Raw genomic sequence first — 13,980 nt, 5'->3', positions numbered from 1 at the left:
TTCCGCCGCGAGCGTCACGGATTTGTGGGGCGAGAAGGTGAAGTCGTAGCCGCTGATTTCTCGTTTGTGCTTCGACCAGTCCTCTCCCGTGTCGGCGCGCTTGCCCTCGAACAGCCGGTCGAGCTCCTCGTCCTTGGGCGCGTGATGAGAATTGATGCCCAGCGCGCGGGCGACAGAGAGCGGCATGTCCGATCGCCACGCCGGTCCGGCGTCGCGGCCGGTGTAGTAGCTGGTGAGGCGCGAGCCCGGCTCCAGCTGCTGCTGGCCGAGGGCCTCGGTCGCCTGCTCGGGCTGCGGCCCGAGCCTCGCTTCCGTGAAATACATGCGGACGAGCTTGCCGTCGGACGCTGCGGCGAACTTGCGGAACGTGATCATCGATCAGGCCTTCGCGAGGGAAGAGAAGCGCTTTTCCAGCGCCTCGACCATCTTGTCCGGGAGGCTCTGCTGCATGTCGACGAGGAGCTCGAAGGTCTTCCGCGAGAGGATGAGCTGCTCGCGGTTCTGCGCGATCAAATGGGCGAGCAAATCGCTCAGCGTCGGCTTGCCGGCGTCGTCCTTGGGCGTGAGCAGGACGATGATCTCGTCGAGGCGGGCGATGGTGATGCGGATCTGCTCGTTCTGAAGGCCGACCGCTTCGACGATCTGGTGGGCTTCCTGCTCGACGCGAGCGAGCCCTTCTTTCAATTCCTTGGACATGATTGCGCCTCCGCTATGAAACGAAGGGTCGTCGGAGTCTGCGCGAATGGAAACGATCGGCGCCGAAAGATTCGAGCTGGCGTCGGGCGCTGGCGGCGCGCGGTTCGCGACATCAGCGGTCATGAGCGCTCACACCACGCTGCGCCGGCGACAGCTCTACGGAGAGTCGCCGGCGACCGGGGATGCTCCCGACGCCGCCACTGCAGATTTGAGATGTGACGCCGCTTTGAACACGACGACCCGACGCGACGAGATGAGAGCCGCAGCTCCGGTTTTCGGATTGCGGCCCGGGCGAGCGTTCTTGGAGCGGATACGAAAAGTGCCGAAGCCGCGGAGCCTTACGTCTTCTCCGCTGGTCAGGGCGGATAGCATCTCCTCGAACGCGCAATCGAGCAGGGCTTTTGCGTCCGCTCGGGAGAGGCCGGGGATGCGGGCGTAAATGGCGTGCGCGAGGTCGTCGCGCGTCACCGTGCTCCTGGAAACAGCTGCGTCCAAAATCCCATCCGGCTTTCCGCCGTTCCCTCAAAAACACACCGCGTCGCCCGCAGGGCAAACCGAATCGCAGTGCGGCTGGAGAATGTCTAACCCGCAGGTACGGGGCAGACCAGCGCCGCCCGAGCTTGGTATTTGGTCACTGCGGTTTATCGTTGGCGATCCCAGCGAGGAGCCGCCTGCTCGCGAGCGGGGTCTAGGGCGAGAATGCGCCGGAGTTTCACATTCGGCCGAGACGCCGATTAGCGATCAGAGCGCGAGCCGCAGAGTCGACCGCCTTCCGGGCTTGACTCGACTTGCCGCATGTTCTCTTTATGTTCGCATGAGCGAGCGGCGCATCCCGGAGAACACCAGCGGCTACGCCAGATGGTTGGCGGATCAAATCGCGAAGCGGGCCAGCGGCATCCGCCTGAGCCCGACAACCTCGCTCTTCGTCGGCATGGCGCTCGAGGGCTATGCAGATTGGCTCGATCGCACGGAGGCGAAGACGCTTCCTTTTGTCGTGACGGCAATCGAGCCGGCCGACACGGGCGCCGGCGAGGTCGTGGCTGCGGCGCTCAATCTGCACGTCGCCACAGCCGCCTATACGGCGGCGATTATGACGCGGCCCGGCGCTCGCATCATGCTGCGCCACGGGACGAGGGTCGTTTCGGTTTCAGACAAACAATCAACGGGCGACGCAGGGCATGATGCCGATCAGCAGACAAAAGCGCGCTCGGGAAAGACGTCTCACGAGTAAGGGCGTTCAAGTTCTAGAAACGGCGCTGGCAATCGGTTTCGCGCTGCTGGTTCAGGCTGCGGAATCGGCGGCGCTCGCCATGGCCTTCGCTCCGGCCCCCTCGTGAGGTCGGCCAAGCGCCCGGAGGCCCTGCCGAGGTCACGCATTAGCCCACATCGGCCTCTACCTCGCAACGAGCGGACCGACTCACCTTGGCTCGAATCCTTCCGTGTCGGCTATGTCTTGCGGGGACTCATGCGCAAATATCTCTTCGTCGCCGCCTTCCTCTCGATCGGATCGCAAAGCGCCTGGGCGCAAGAGCGCGTGCTGGACGGAGCGCTCGGCGGGATCGCGGGCGCGGTCGTCGCGGGACCGATCGGGCTCGTCGCCGGAGCGATCACCGGCGTGACGGCCGGACCGGCTATCTCATCGAGCTGGGGCCTGAGCGGAAGCCGGCGCCACGCTTATCACCGGCGGCGCCGGCATCACGTATCTCGATGAGCGCGGTCGCCGCGACTCACAAGCTGCCGAACAGGACCGAAATCGTCGAGTCGGAGGTCGAAGCGTTGTTGTAGTCGTACATCGCCGAGAACCGCGCGATGAAGCTCTGCAGCTTTTTCGGGTCCTACTTTCGACGTTCAAAGGCCGATCGCGCCGATCGGCATCGGCTACTCGCGATAATTTACCGGAGCCCTTCAGGGGTCAGGCGTCGATTTCGTCCGCTATTGGAGCCGTCAGGCTGGCGTCGTCGTCGCCGGCGCCCGAGCGATTGACTTGGTTCGAGACCACCCATTCGCGCAGAGCGTCGGTCGGGGGCGGCCGCAAAAGGGTGCCCGGCTCCGCGCCAGTCAGCCATGCATCGAAATCCGACGGCGCCAGCATGACCGGCATTCGATCGTGAAATTGCGACATCCATTCATTGGCGGCGCCGACGACGATCGTCGCCGAGAGGAGCGCCTCCGTCGTTTCAGGGTCACGCCAGCTCTCCCACAGCCCTGCGAAGGCCAGTGGCTCCCCGGCCGGCGAAGAGAAATAATGCGGGACTTTCGCGCCGGCTTTCCCGGTCCACTCCGTTATGTGGACTGGCAAGCCTAATCCGAACGGACGGCCGGTAGCTCACCGGCCGCCTTCGAGCGCACCGACGGGGCCGTGAGGCCACAACGTTCACGATCGACCCACTCAAATTTCTAGGCTGAAATCGCCATGACGAGATGGTACAGTCCACTTTTCGAAAGTGAGGAGGTAGCGGCATTGCTTCAAGAATTGGCGGAAGCGCAAATCGATTTGGTGGCTCTACGGCGTGTTTACGCGCGTCAGCTTTTAGCCCGTGCCGGAATCTCGGAGAACAAAGCCTTGGAGGCCGCGTTCGCGGCTATCCCCAGGGAGACTTTCCTTGTAGCGCCGCCTTGGGAGCTGCTTCCCGTCTATTTCAATCACCGGGGTGTAACGACGGACGACCCTGCTCTTCTCTATCAAGACGTATTGGTCAGCCTCCAAGGACACCGGCGCGTCAACAATGGATGCCCGGCTCTTCACGCCGCGCTGCTCAATGCCGTCGGCGTTCGGCCGGGCGAGCGTGTCGCACATATAGGAGCCGGCACCGGATACTACACAGCGATCTTAGCTCATCTCGTTGGCCCAACGGGGCAGGTGACAGCAGTGGAATTCGACGCCGAGCTTGCGGGGCATGCACGTACTGCTTTGGCAGCCTATTCGAACGTCTCCGTTGTTCACGACGATGGTTCTAAGTGGCCGCAGCAACAAGCAGATGTCATTTACGTCAACTTCGGCGTAAACCGGCCATCGGACGCTTGGATCGAGTATCTGGCGGATGATGGACGTCTGATGTTTCCGTTGACCGCCTCCGCTTCCTTGATCGAACTAAGTGGCAAGAAAGGCGGCGTGATAGGCAAAGGTCCTGCTTTTTTGGTAACGAGGGCGGGCGAACGATTTGCCGCAAAATCGATTGGCCCTGTCGCTATCGTTCAGGCAGAAGGAGATTTGGTTACAGCGAAAGACAATGAACGCCTCGCTGCAACTCTGAAAAAGCGGACCGCAAGTTTTGTTCGTTCCCTAAAATGGCGTAAACCTATCCTCGCTCCGGAACGCTACTGGTATATCGGCGCAGGCTGGGCGCTTGGATTCGATGAGCCGTGACGCCGAGCATCTCTTTAAAGCTCGGCTTTACAAACCAGTGCTTCGAGTCGTTCGCGCGAATTGGTTTCCAGCCACGAAGCGGATCTCAGGACAGTCCCCTAACACGCGGAAGACCGACGAGCGAAACGCGTTCCTGCGCGGTTGATGAAGCCGGTGACCAGTACTGCTGACGTCCCGCTCGTAATTCGGCTGCCGGACTCGATTCATATTAGTGCCCCCACGTCGGCCACCGGCTCTCCCAGTTCGGCTAGCAATTGGTCGATCCGCCTCAGCGTGCAGTCGTGACGCTCGACTTCTCGTGACCACCCCTCCGCTCGCGCGCGCTCGATCAGTTCAAGCTCTCGTTTCCTTCGCTCTCGAAGGCGGGGCGCGTACTCAGGGGTCGTCACGAACTTTGCGCAATTCAGGTAGAGGTCACACTCGCAGGGTCCCTCCTCCGGCAGGCGGAGACAGTGACCGAGTTCGAGCTCAGTTCGAAAGAAATTCTTCTTCATCCAGTCGATAGAGGCGGGCGTCATGTCTCCACGCCTCAACGCGTCGGCCAAGCCGCCAGCGACCACAGCGCCTGGTCCGAGAACCTTGCTGTAATCCGCCTTCAGCGCCTGGTCCGAGATGTGCGCATACACGAGCGTCATCCCCGTGCTCGTATGCCCGAGCATCTTCATGATCGTGTGGAGACGCGCACCACCCTCGGCGAGTTCCGTCCCGACGGTGTGCCGAAAACGGTGCGCAGTGACTGCCATTCCATCACCCGCGTCGTACATCCCGAGCTCCGTCGTGATCCGGGCTAGCGGCTCGTCGAAGAGAAAGGAGTTGCTGCATAGGCGCCCGGCCTTCACGAACAGCCGCTTCGCGACACGACCGTGCGGGTCCCGGAAGCCCCGGTGTCCTTGCGCCATCGGCATTAGAACCCGAAGAGCTTCCGCCGCCTCAGGATGGAGCGGCACCATCCGCTCGGTTCGGGTCTTGCCGGCGGGAATACGAAGCCGAGGCGTGCCATCAGTGAAACTGTCGACGCAGTCGATCTCTAGCCATCGGATCTCGCTTCGCCTCGCGCCACTCCAGCGGGCGGTGAGCAACGCGGCGCGTTGCAGCGGGCATTCCAATTTGCGGATCGCGCTCAGCAGCCTTTCGAGCTGATCGGCTGGGATGTACCGCGGCAGGCGTGTCGGTCGCTTCGGCAAATCCAGGTCGGCCAGCAGAGGCCTCGACGGCGCTCCTTCCCATCCCCAGCCCGTCACTAGGCGAAAGAAGACGTTGAGCGCCGAGAACTCGGAAATCTGACTCTCGAACTTTCCTCGCAGATCGGCCAAATACTCCAGAACCTGATCGCGCGTGACGTCCGCAAAACTCTGGAGCCCATGCCGAGAGGCCGCCCATGCAGCGAACCGCCGCAGCACGACATCGTTGTGGGCCGCCGTTGACGGCATGATCCCCAGCGCGACACGGGTCTGGCGATATCTTGTGATCAACGTGGCCATCGCTGGCGGAGCAGTGTAGATCGGACCCGCGGAAACCCTGACGCGCTGCGCAGGCGGCGCCGTCGTCAGGCCAAGATGAAACGCCACCCCGCGGACGTTGAATAGCTCGGCTCGGATCTGCCTTGCCCGCCCGGGCCATTCTCCCGCCGCGCCGATCCTCTCCAAATCGGCGATGGTTTCCAGTGTCATGTAGCGGCCACGCTGCACTGCCCACTCGTCATTCTGCTCCAGCAGGATCGCGCCGACGAGGCGTTTGATCGCCTTTTCATCGGGGAAGATGCCGACGACTTCGGTTCGGCGCTTGATCTCGCCGTTGAGGCGCTCGATGCCGTTGGTGGACTGGATTTTCGGCCAGTGATCCTTCGGGAAGCTCGCATAGGCGAGCACGTCGCATTCGGCGTCGTCCATGAAGGCGGCGAGCTTGGGGAGCGTCGGCCGGAGCTGATCGGCGACCTTGCGCCATTGCGTCTTGGCGGCGCCTTCGTCTTCCTGCGCGAAGGCGGTGGCGATCAGCGCCGAGACGACGCGCCTTCCGCTCTTGCCCGCATGCGCGAGCGCATTGCGCATGAAGTGCACGCGGCAGCGCTGCCAGGAGGCGTTCATCACTTTGGCGATGGCGGCCTTCAGCCCTTCATGCGCGTCGGAGACGACGAGCTTGACGCCGCGCAGTCCCCGCCGGCGCAGGCCGCGCAGGAACTCGGTCCAGAAGGTCTCGGCCTCCGATGGGCCCGTATCCATTCCGAGGACTTCACGCCTTCCATCGGCGTTGACGCCGACGGCGACGATCGTCGCCACCGAGACGATGCGGCCGTTCTGGCGCGCCTTCACATAGGTGGCGTCGATCCAAAGATAGGGCCAATCGCCCTCGAGCGGCCGCTCGAGGAAGGCGTCGACCTTCTCGTCGATCTCCTGGCAGAGCCGGCTGACCTGGCTCTTCGAGACGCCAGAGCCGCCCATGGCCTTGACGAGATCGTCGACGGCGCGGGTCGAGACACCGTGCACATAGGCCTCCTGAATGACGGCGGCGAGCGCCTTTTCCGCCATGCGGCGTGGCTCGAGAAAGCAGGGGAAGTAGGAGCCTTTTCGAAGCTTGGGGATGCGCAGCTCGACGGTCCCGGCCCGCGTCTCCCAATCGCGGTCGCGATAGCCGTTGCGCTGGACGCGGCGGTCCGCCGAGCGCTCGCCATGGGCGGCGCCGGTCAACGCGCCGACTTCGAGCTCCATCAGCCGCTCGGCGGCGAAGCCGATCATCTCGCGCAGGAAATCGGCGTCCGGGGACTTCTCCAGCAGCACGCGAAGGTTCATCATATCGTCGGTCATCGGTGTTTCCTCGGTTGCGTTTCGAATCGCAAACCGATGCTACCGGAGAACCGCCGATGACCGCCCAGCGGCGCTCGGACGCGCTGCGCTTCGGCCTACGGCCTCCGCTCCGCACGCCCGAGCGCCGTTCTACACCTCTCCTGGGGGCATGACCAATCGACCTCTGCAATCACATCAGAGTGTCTACATAAACTCGTAAAATCCGGACGCCGGAACGATGCACCGCCGCGACTTGAAGGCGGAACGGAACATCGGCTTTTCAGCGACGCTCTCGGCGCGGGCGTTGAACGTCGATGGCAGCTCTTTCAGCGGCTTCTTCCACCACGACGGGACGAGCCCCCAACGCATCGGGAGAATTTCTCGGCCTACCTCGCCGGAACGTATGACGTCGATCGTTGTAGTGGGCGCGATATTGTAACGCGGTCGCAGGTTCCGCGGCGGCCCGACCACGCTCAAAAAAGCATGCACTTCGGCCCAGGTATAGGATTGGGTGAACCGTCCGCACATGAACGCAAGATAAGCCACGCTCGGCACAAACGGAAGCCGAGTCGCCGCGGCCAGTTCGCCGTGGCAGCGGGAAGCAACATTTCCTCGCCCGCATTGCGGGCGGCGAACAACTGGGAGCCGCGCCGGCCGGACGGCTGCGTCGAAACAGCGATCGAGGCAGCCGCCAGGGTCGAGCGCGCATCAGCGATTTTGGAGTACGGGTGCCTCCTCGGCGGTCGGGATGACCCGCACGCCGAGAAGATTAAAGCTGCGGAGAGCCGCTTGCCCTTCTAGCTCCATGACGTGTCTTTTATCGAAAGATCAATGTCCTCGGCGTGGCAAGCCGACGGTGAGCTGCTGGTCCGCGGCTTGGGCGGCGCTCGAGATCACCCGTTCGAAATTATGGAACGCCGGTATTTCGTCGAGACCCGCTCCCGGCGAGACCGACTCTCGGAAGGACCGAAAATAGCTCTCGAGCGTCTTGATCTGATACGAGAGCGCGACTGCGTCGCTATGCGCAGCGATGTCGTAGGGAAAGAGACCGCCGGGGCCGGCGGGCCATGCAGTGTTGAGCTGGCGACGATCGAACGCGAGCGCATAGAGAGCCGCCTCCGTGATTGCTTCGCGCTCAGTCGGCCCACCGCCGAAATCGACGGTGACGAACCCTTTGGCCAGCGCGGGAAGACGCCGGAGGGCGGCGTCCTTATTGCCGATCCCGAGCGCCTCGCAGGATTCTTTCGCGAGCAGCGGGAAACGCTTGTTGCCGGTGTAGGGGATATTTCCGACGAACAGGATTTTGAGCAGATAGTCCGGGCTGATGAAGTCGCCGGAGAAGATATCCTTGAAGCGTCGGCGGCAGTGCTCGAGGAATTCCGCCGGCGCGGACTCAGACTCCTCGGAGCCGACGACGCGCTGGAGGCCGAGCTCGGTCTCCAGGACGTTGAAGGCTTCGATGAACTTAATTTTCCATACCAACGCGTCCTCTCCCGTGAAGCCGAAGGCGAGCAGCGCGAAGCCGTCGCGGGTCAATGCGAACGAGCGAATGGCGCGGCCCGGCACTGTCGGGTGAGGGTGAGATATCTCCCTAAACCATTGCTTCTGCACATCCCCCAATTTTGAGGACTGGAGCAACCCGTCGATGTCGCGAAGAACATTATCGTGTCGTTTGCCGAACACATCCGCGACTTGGCGACTGTCCGCGAGGACGGCGCCATCCGAGATGGAGACAAGGCTTTCGACCGGCAGGTTTTCGGCCGGAGCACCGGCATCGAGGTTTTGATCGTGTGACATTTTCCACTCCGCATTTGAAATAACAGCTGTTTTCCGAACAGCCGCTCTGCGCCCAGGCGCCACGAGATTCAGCTTGCGGGTGGTGCGTGCGAATATGAAGCGCTGAGGCGGCCGGAAATTCGCGCAAGAGGCCACTCAAAAAACTCATCGGCGCCGCGCCGCGCGCTCTGAATTCCGCGCCGGCGGCCCCTTCGAATTCAACTTTTGCGTATTTTTCTGCGCGCCAGCGCGCCTTGCGGGTGATGTTCGCCGGTTCGGCTCTGAGCGCCCCGAAGGGGCGTCCGGCACCAACGGTGCAATGGTCCATTCCCGGACTGTCTCGTGGTGTCTTCGCAGTGCCTTTTATGTGCCTTGGATGTGCTTTGCGAGGGCGGATGTGCCCGCGAGGTGCCGCCGACGTGACTCGAAGTTCGTTGTACGTTCGTCATTGGCGCGTCGCGCCAGCAGCGGGCTCGGGAGCCGCACTCTACCGCCGCTGCCGGCCCGAATCGGTCTTCGAATTCGCGCGGGCTCGGTTTCTCATTCGCATGCGCCCGCAGGCTCGCACGCTTTGCGTGCGCAGCGCAACCGTTCGAGAGGAAAACGCGAATGAGCAAGGAAAACCGAAATCTACCCTTCGAGGGTGAAGCGCTCGAAGACCTCGGGCGACCGTTCGGACGGCAAGGCGACATTTATCGCTGGCTGCGCGCCAATTTCGATTTCGTCGAGAACTGGCGGATTCGACTGAGTCCGACCTGGGACACGATCGCGGCGAAGATTTCGAAAGCGGGCGTCGTGAACCGGAATGGAAAGGGACCAACGGGACGACTGGTGCGGCGAATTTGGCAGCGTGTGTGTCGCGACGTGGCGGCCGAACGAGAACGCGAAGCGGCCGAGCAGGCGGCGCGGGACGCGCTGGCGGAGCGGCGGCGCAGCTATCCGTCGAGACAGCCGGCGGCGGGGCCGTCGTTGGTGGAGGCAACGGGGCGGGCGCTCGTGCCCGTGGGCGCGGCTCAGACGGCAGTGGCGACGACGGCGGCTGCGGATAAGAAAAAGGAGATCGAGGAAAAGAAGAAGGCGGCGAGGCGAAAACTGCAATGCTTGTCGGGGTTGAGGCCGATGTCGGAATTTTTGGAGGGTTGACAGCTTCAGATACGCGCAGGGTCGCGCGACGCTCGTTTCGAGCGATGGGGCGGGAACAGCCGCTCCGTCGCGATAGGCGGAAAGGGAATTGCTATGACCCTGTTGGATATGGAGACGACCTCGCCGGGCGCGGATCGACAGCTTGTGTTGGCGGTTCGCCATGGACGAGGGCGAACGGGCGGGAGCACGTTCGCGGATTATCTGATTCAGCGAACGCGACGCGGTGGGCGGGAGATCATCGTCGGAGACGGCGATCGTCGGAACGCGACCTTGGCGGGGTTCTATCCGCCTGGCACGGAGGGCGGGGCGCATCAACCGCCGAGCGATCAGACGCCCGATGTGAAGGACTGGATCGGCCAGCTGGTCGGCAAGATGGTGGAGGAGCGAAGCTCGCTGATTTTCGATTTGGGCGGGGGCGATCAGGCGCTGGCGGAGTTCTGCCGGGAGCTGTCGCTTTCGGAATTCTGCGCGTCGGTCGGCGTCGCGCCGCTGTCTATTTATATGACGGGGCCGGAGGTCGAGGACTTCGAGCATATCGTGACGATACATCGGTCGAAGGTGTTCGAGACGGAACGCTCGATGCTGGTGTTCAACGAGAGCCTCGTGCGAGCGGGCAAGACGCCGGAGGGCGCGTTCGACGCGATAATGGAACGGCCGGAAATCCTCGAGCTGATGGAGACGGGCACGGAAATCGTGGTGATGCCGCGGATCATTCACATCGCGGAGGTCCGCAAGGCTGGGCTCGGCTTTTACGAGGCTGTGGAGGGCAAGGCGGGTCGAGACGGGAAGCCGCTCGATCCGCTGAAGCGGTTTTCGATCAAGACGTGGCTGGATCGGATGGATGCCCAGCTGTCCTCCGGCAAGTTTCGGGAGTGGCTGCCATGACCCTGAAGGAAACGGGAAATCCGATCGAGAGCGTGGCCGAAGACGTGCGGAATTCGGCGCGGCAGGCGGAAGCGGCGGCGGCGGCGGAGGGGATCGAGCCGAATGGTCCATTGGGCGGCTTCGTCGGCGCGTTCAAGTGGGCGCTTTTGAAGCTGGCCGATCTGGTCGAGCGGTTCGACGCGTCATTGTCGGGAAAGATGGAGGCGCAGCAACAGCAGATTGTCGCGCTTCACGAGCTCGGCGAGGCGGAGATCGAGCGATTGCGTGAGGCGACGCGTCTTGCGGCGCTGACGATCCGGCAGGCGGAAGTGGTTCAGGAGACGATCGTCACCAATGTCTGCAAGGACTTGGTGAAGAATCTGGTGAGCGAGTCGAAGCAGTGGCTGGTGCTGGCGGAGGACAATATCTCTCGTCGTCGCACGCGCATTTTCGCGATGAAGATGAGCGCGGCGGCGCTGGCGCTGCTGAGTGTGAGCTTCTGGTCCGGTTATCAGATTCGCGTGTTGCAGGACGAGCCGGCTCTGCAATCGCTGGCGCGCTGTGCGAAAACGCCGATGCGGGTGGCGATACAGGGGCAGCCGACGGGCGACTGGGTGTGCAAGCTGGAGACGCTGGCTCCGCGGGAGTGGCGAGATTTGCCGGACGAGCTGAAGCGTCGATGGCTGACGTGGTGGCCGTTTTCGGGCTGAGACCGAGCCGGCGGGTCTGACACGGATGAGGGGCAGATGCGCGACGCGCGTCTGTCCCTTTCCTTTTTTCAATCGCATGTGAAGGCGAGCCGTCTCTCGATTTGCGCCTTGATGAGATCGCCATGGCACGGCTTGTCGAGCGGGGCGCCGTGACACCAGCACATGAGGATGAGGCGCTCGCCGGCGCGCACGCGCTCGGCGAGCTTTTCGGTCGCGGCGGCCATCGGACCGCCGCGCGCGAGGTCGGCGTCGTATTTCTTCTTGTAGAGCGCGATGACTTCGGCGCGGCGGGCATCGTCGCGATGATTTTGGAGAATGAAGGGATTGCCGAGGATCGGATTGCATCTGTCGATATCGACGACGGATTCGCCGGGGCGCGGCTTGGCGGCGGCGCCCTTGCGCTTGTTGCCGAGGCGGACGGTCCCCGAGGGACCGCTTTCTCGGATTTGGTCGCGTGCGGCGGCCGCGGGAGAGGCGTCTCGATCGGGGAAGGTTCGGCCGGAATCGAGGGCGTTCATTCGCGTGTCTCCTGTCAGAGTGGCGAATCCGAAGCGCTGAGAGCGTTCGGTCATTCGGGGGCGGGGGGCTTCTGTCTGGCGCGGCGATAGGAAGCCTTGCCTTTTTTCGGCGCGACGATTTTAGGGCGGGCGTCGAGAGCGGTCTCGGCGCCGGCGTTGGCGGCGCGTCGGCGCAGGGCGCGGGCGGCCTGGTTGATCGGGCGGGCGATGGGCCGGCGGGAGAGAGGCATAGCGATGACTTTCGTGGTGGCGCGGCGAGCGGCGAGCTACCATTCGCCATAGAGTTCGCCGTCCTCGAGGCGCCAGACGTCCCAGTCGAAGCCGGAGGACGTCCCGTCGCTGTAGAAGGCGCGGCCGGTCACTTTCAAGACGGCTCCTCCTTCGAGCGAGGCGACGTCGTCGTCGATCTCGACGCGCACGCAATTTTCGGATGACGTCATGAGGCGCGCGACATAGGCTTTTGCGGTTTCCGCGGTGAGCTGCATGGGTCGCTCTCTTGGTCGGGTGGATAGGTCAATGAAATGCGGAAGCCTTGCGGTTTCCGCTGGTCGTGCGTCAAGCGTCGAAGGCGGCGATTTCGGCGTCGGGCGATTTTCGCTCGGCGGGTTCGGCGTGATCGGCGGCTTTCACGAACTGGGCGACGAAGGTGAAACTCGTTCCCGAATTGCCGTTGAACGGTTTCCAGTATCCGCGCAGGTCGAGCGTTGCGCCGATCGCGTATCCGGCGACGATCGTGTCGAATTCGTCGCGGCTCAAGTGATCGGGGGCGTACCAGACGGCGCGGGCCTCGCGGCCGTTCGGCTGGTCTCCATAGAAATGGATGGCGCGGTCGCCGGCGATGGTGAAGCGGGCGTCGGGGTGGTCGGTGAGGGTGACGCGGAGGGCGTCGCGGGAACGCAGGAGGCGGCGGGTATGGTCGGCGGCGATGGCGTCGGCGCGGCGTCGCTGTTCCTGCTCGCGCTGCTCGGCTGCGTTCGGGCGGCGGAGCTTGCTGAAGTCGAACATGTCGTTCTCCATCGAGATCGCGAGAGAGGGAGGCGGGGCGCTTTCGCTCCCCGCCCGCGGCGGCTTCAGCCGAAGGCTCCCAATTCGGCGGCGGCGGACTTGCGCTCGACGGTCTCGCCTTCGCTCTGGGCGACGTAGGGCTTCCAATCCTCGCCGGTGATTTCGAGGTAGGCGTCGATGGCGCCGTGGGCGGCGGCGAGCAAGGCGTAGGACTGCATAGCGAGATCGGCGGCGAACTGGCGGGCGCGCTGGGCCTTGCTCTCGAAGCCGGCGGGGGCGTCGCGATCCTCGTCGCGGATGTCGTTGGCGAGCTTGGCGGTAAGGGCGCGGGCTTCGGTCAGCTTGTCGGAATAGAAGCGGCCGGCTCCCTGGGCGGAGGCGACAAAGGTTCCGACGACGCGCTGGAAGTGCATTTGCGCGGCCTTTTCATTGAGGGCGTCGTCGAAGGCGAGCGCGGTTTCACGAAGGAGCTTTTCGTGGGTTGCGCGGATGCCGAGGTAGTCGGGGGTGGAGAGGCCGAAGGCGGCGGCGATGCTGACGGCCTGTGCGTCGGTGGGGCAGAGGAGGCGGGCGGCCTCGAAGGAGATTTGCGGACGAGCGGGACGCGCGTTCTTGTTGGCTTTGGCGGCGACGGCGGCGGACTTCTGCGGACGATTAGCCATGACGAATTTCCTTCTTTTGCAATGGACTGGCCCCTTGCCAGTGCCGAGGCCCGGCCCTTCAGGGCCGCGCCTTGGCATTGGCATGGGAGCCAATGCCGCGCGTCCTAAGCGGAGCAGTCAAAGAATCGCGCGCCTTCGCGCGACCGCTCTGCGGCGCGGAGCCACGCACAGGCGGCGGCGCCTCGAAGCGCCGACGACGAGCATGGCGAGCGTTCTTGACGGCGACGCTGGGCGCGCCAGAGAGACGGCCGAGGCCGGGCGCAGTCCCGGCGTCGGCTGGGAAAGAGATTTCGTCCTTATGAGAGAGGCGCAGCGTCGCTCGGGAAGGGCATGCGGAGGCATGCGCGGAAACGCATCCGCGCGCGGAAGCGCGCTGGGGAAGAAGGTCTTCAGGCTCTTGGAAGGCTAAGGATTATTCGCGTGGCGGGCCGGCTGGCGCGAAAGCGATCGTGACCCGCA

The 13,980-nt window shown here is 63.8% G+C and carries 18 protein-coding genes and 1 pseudogene; 6 read left to right on the top strand and 13 right to left on the bottom strand.

What is annotated here, in order from left to right:
* The 3 genes from FMZ75_RS16880 to FMZ75_RS16870 form a co-directional block, all read right to left on the bottom strand.
* Window positions 1-375: relaxase domain-containing protein (locus FMZ75_RS16880; protein ID WP_166144423.1), on the bottom strand; the 375-nt coding region annotated here is incomplete at its 3' end.
* A 3-nt stretch (window positions 376-378) separates the two neighbouring features.
* Window positions 379-696 carry a hypothetical protein gene (locus FMZ75_RS16875; RefSeq protein ID WP_142864235.1) on the bottom strand — a complete coding sequence of 106 codons (318 nt, stop codon included), beginning with the start codon at window positions 694-696 and terminating at the stop codon, window positions 379-381.
* A 156-nt stretch (window positions 697-852) separates the two neighbouring features.
* A complete protein-coding gene (locus FMZ75_RS16870) occupies window positions 853-1,191 on the bottom strand; it encodes an integration host factor subunit alpha (protein ID WP_142864234.1) in 339 nt (112 codons plus the stop codon).
* Between the two features lie 319 nt (window positions 1,192-1,510).
* Between FMZ75_RS16870 and FMZ75_RS16865 the strand changes: the two genes are divergently transcribed.
* Window positions 1,511-1,927 (top strand): hypothetical protein, encoded by a 417-nt coding sequence (locus FMZ75_RS16865; RefSeq protein ID WP_142864233.1) that lies wholly within the window; start codon window positions 1,511-1,513, stop codon window positions 1,925-1,927.
* Window positions 1,928-2,161: 234 nt separating this feature from the next.
* Window positions 2,162-2,407, top strand: a complete 246-nt coding sequence (locus FMZ75_RS16860; RefSeq protein ID WP_142864232.1) for a hypothetical protein — start codon at window positions 2,162-2,164, stop codon at window positions 2,405-2,407.
* Window positions 2,408-2,608: 201 nt separating this feature from the next.
* Here the strand turns inward: FMZ75_RS16860 and FMZ75_RS16855 are convergent, their stop codons facing one another.
* The gene (locus FMZ75_RS16855) at window positions 2,609-2,995 is read right to left on the bottom strand and encodes an SOS response-associated peptidase (protein WP_142864231.1); all 387 of its coding nucleotides are present in this window, start codon (window positions 2,993-2,995) and stop codon (window positions 2,609-2,611) included.
* 162 nt (window positions 2,996-3,157) lie between these two features.
* Between FMZ75_RS16855 and FMZ75_RS16850 the strand changes: the two genes are divergently transcribed.
* Window positions 3,158-4,063 carry a protein-L-isoaspartate O-methyltransferase gene (locus tag FMZ75_RS16850; protein ID WP_166144420.1) on the top strand — a complete coding sequence of 302 codons (906 nt, stop codon included), beginning with the start codon at window positions 3,158-3,160 and terminating at the stop codon, window positions 4,061-4,063.
* Window positions 4,064-4,266: 203 nt separating this feature from the next.
* On the opposite strand, the gene FMZ75_RS21705 is transcribed toward FMZ75_RS16850, so the two are convergent.
* The 4 genes and pseudogenes from FMZ75_RS21705 to FMZ75_RS16830 form a co-directional block, all read right to left on the bottom strand.
* Window positions 4,267-5,493 carry a tyrosine-type recombinase/integrase gene (locus FMZ75_RS21705; RefSeq protein WP_142864240.1) on the bottom strand — a complete coding sequence of 409 codons (1,227 nt, stop codon included), beginning with the start codon at window positions 5,491-5,493 and terminating at the stop codon, window positions 4,267-4,269.
* A 213-nt stretch (window positions 5,494-5,706) separates the two neighbouring features.
* Window positions 5,707-6,864, bottom strand: a pseudogene (locus tag FMZ75_RS21700) (IS256 family transposase); the annotation flags it as partial.
* A 183-nt stretch (window positions 6,865-7,047) separates the two neighbouring features.
* Entirely contained in the window at window positions 7,048-7,389 is a 342-nt protein-coding gene (locus FMZ75_RS16835) for an SOS response-associated peptidase (RefSeq protein WP_370464737.1), read from the bottom strand.
* A 282-nt stretch (window positions 7,390-7,671) separates the two neighbouring features.
* A complete protein-coding gene (locus tag FMZ75_RS16830; protein ID WP_166144417.1) occupies window positions 7,672-8,640 on the bottom strand; it encodes a Rha family transcriptional regulator in 969 nt (322 codons plus the stop codon).
* A 588-nt stretch (window positions 8,641-9,228) separates the two neighbouring features.
* Between FMZ75_RS16830 and FMZ75_RS16825 the strand changes: the two genes are divergently transcribed.
* The 3 genes from FMZ75_RS16825 (at window position 9,229) to FMZ75_RS16815 (ending at window position 11,336) form a co-directional block, all read left to right on the top strand.
* Window positions 9,229-9,762, top strand: a complete 534-nt coding sequence (locus FMZ75_RS16825; RefSeq protein WP_166144414.1) for a hypothetical protein — start codon at window positions 9,229-9,231, stop codon at window positions 9,760-9,762.
* Window positions 9,763-10,032: 270 nt separating this feature from the next.
* Window positions 10,033-10,647, top strand: a complete 615-nt coding sequence (locus FMZ75_RS16820) for a hypothetical protein (protein WP_166144411.1) — start codon at window positions 10,033-10,035, stop codon at window positions 10,645-10,647.
* Window positions 10,644-11,336 carry a hypothetical protein gene (locus tag FMZ75_RS16815; protein WP_166144408.1) on the top strand — a complete coding sequence of 231 codons (693 nt, stop codon included), beginning with the start codon at window positions 10,644-10,646 and terminating at the stop codon, window positions 11,334-11,336. The genes FMZ75_RS16820 and FMZ75_RS16815 overlap by 4 nt, the downstream gene beginning before the upstream one ends.
* A gap of 68 nt (window positions 11,337-11,404) precedes the next feature.
* Here the strand turns inward: FMZ75_RS16815 and FMZ75_RS16810 are convergent, their stop codons facing one another.
* The 5 genes from FMZ75_RS16810 to FMZ75_RS16790 all read right to left on the bottom strand — a co-directional run bounded on the left by FMZ75_RS16810 (window position 11,405) and on the right by FMZ75_RS16790 (window position 13,521).
* On the bottom strand, window positions 11,405-11,854 hold the full coding sequence (locus FMZ75_RS16810; RefSeq protein ID WP_166144405.1) for a DUF4326 domain-containing protein: 450 nt from the start codon (window positions 11,852-11,854) through the stop codon (window positions 11,405-11,407).
* A 50-nt stretch (window positions 11,855-11,904) separates the two neighbouring features.
* Window positions 11,905-12,084, bottom strand: a complete 180-nt coding sequence (locus FMZ75_RS16805; protein ID WP_166144402.1) for a hypothetical protein — start codon at window positions 12,082-12,084, stop codon at window positions 11,905-11,907.
* Between the two features lie 36 nt (window positions 12,085-12,120).
* Entirely contained in the window at window positions 12,121-12,339 is a 219-nt protein-coding gene (locus tag FMZ75_RS16800; RefSeq protein ID WP_166144399.1) for a hypothetical protein, read from the bottom strand.
* Between the two features lie 70 nt (window positions 12,340-12,409).
* On the bottom strand, window positions 12,410-12,859 hold the full coding sequence (locus FMZ75_RS16795) for a hypothetical protein (RefSeq protein WP_166144396.1): 450 nt from the start codon (window positions 12,857-12,859) through the stop codon (window positions 12,410-12,412).
* A 65-nt stretch (window positions 12,860-12,924) separates the two neighbouring features.
* Window positions 12,925-13,521 carry a hypothetical protein gene (locus tag FMZ75_RS16790; protein WP_166144393.1) on the bottom strand — a complete coding sequence of 199 codons (597 nt, stop codon included), beginning with the start codon at window positions 13,519-13,521 and terminating at the stop codon, window positions 12,925-12,927.
* Window positions 13,522-13,980: the final 459 nt, after the last annotated feature.

The sequence above is a fragment of the Methylosinus sp. RM1 genome, from assembly GCF_011378635.1.
Lineage (GTDB): Bacteria > Pseudomonadota > Alphaproteobacteria > Rhizobiales > Beijerinckiaceae > Methylosinus > Methylosinus sporium.
This window is presented reverse-complemented; position numbering and strand designations above follow the sequence as displayed.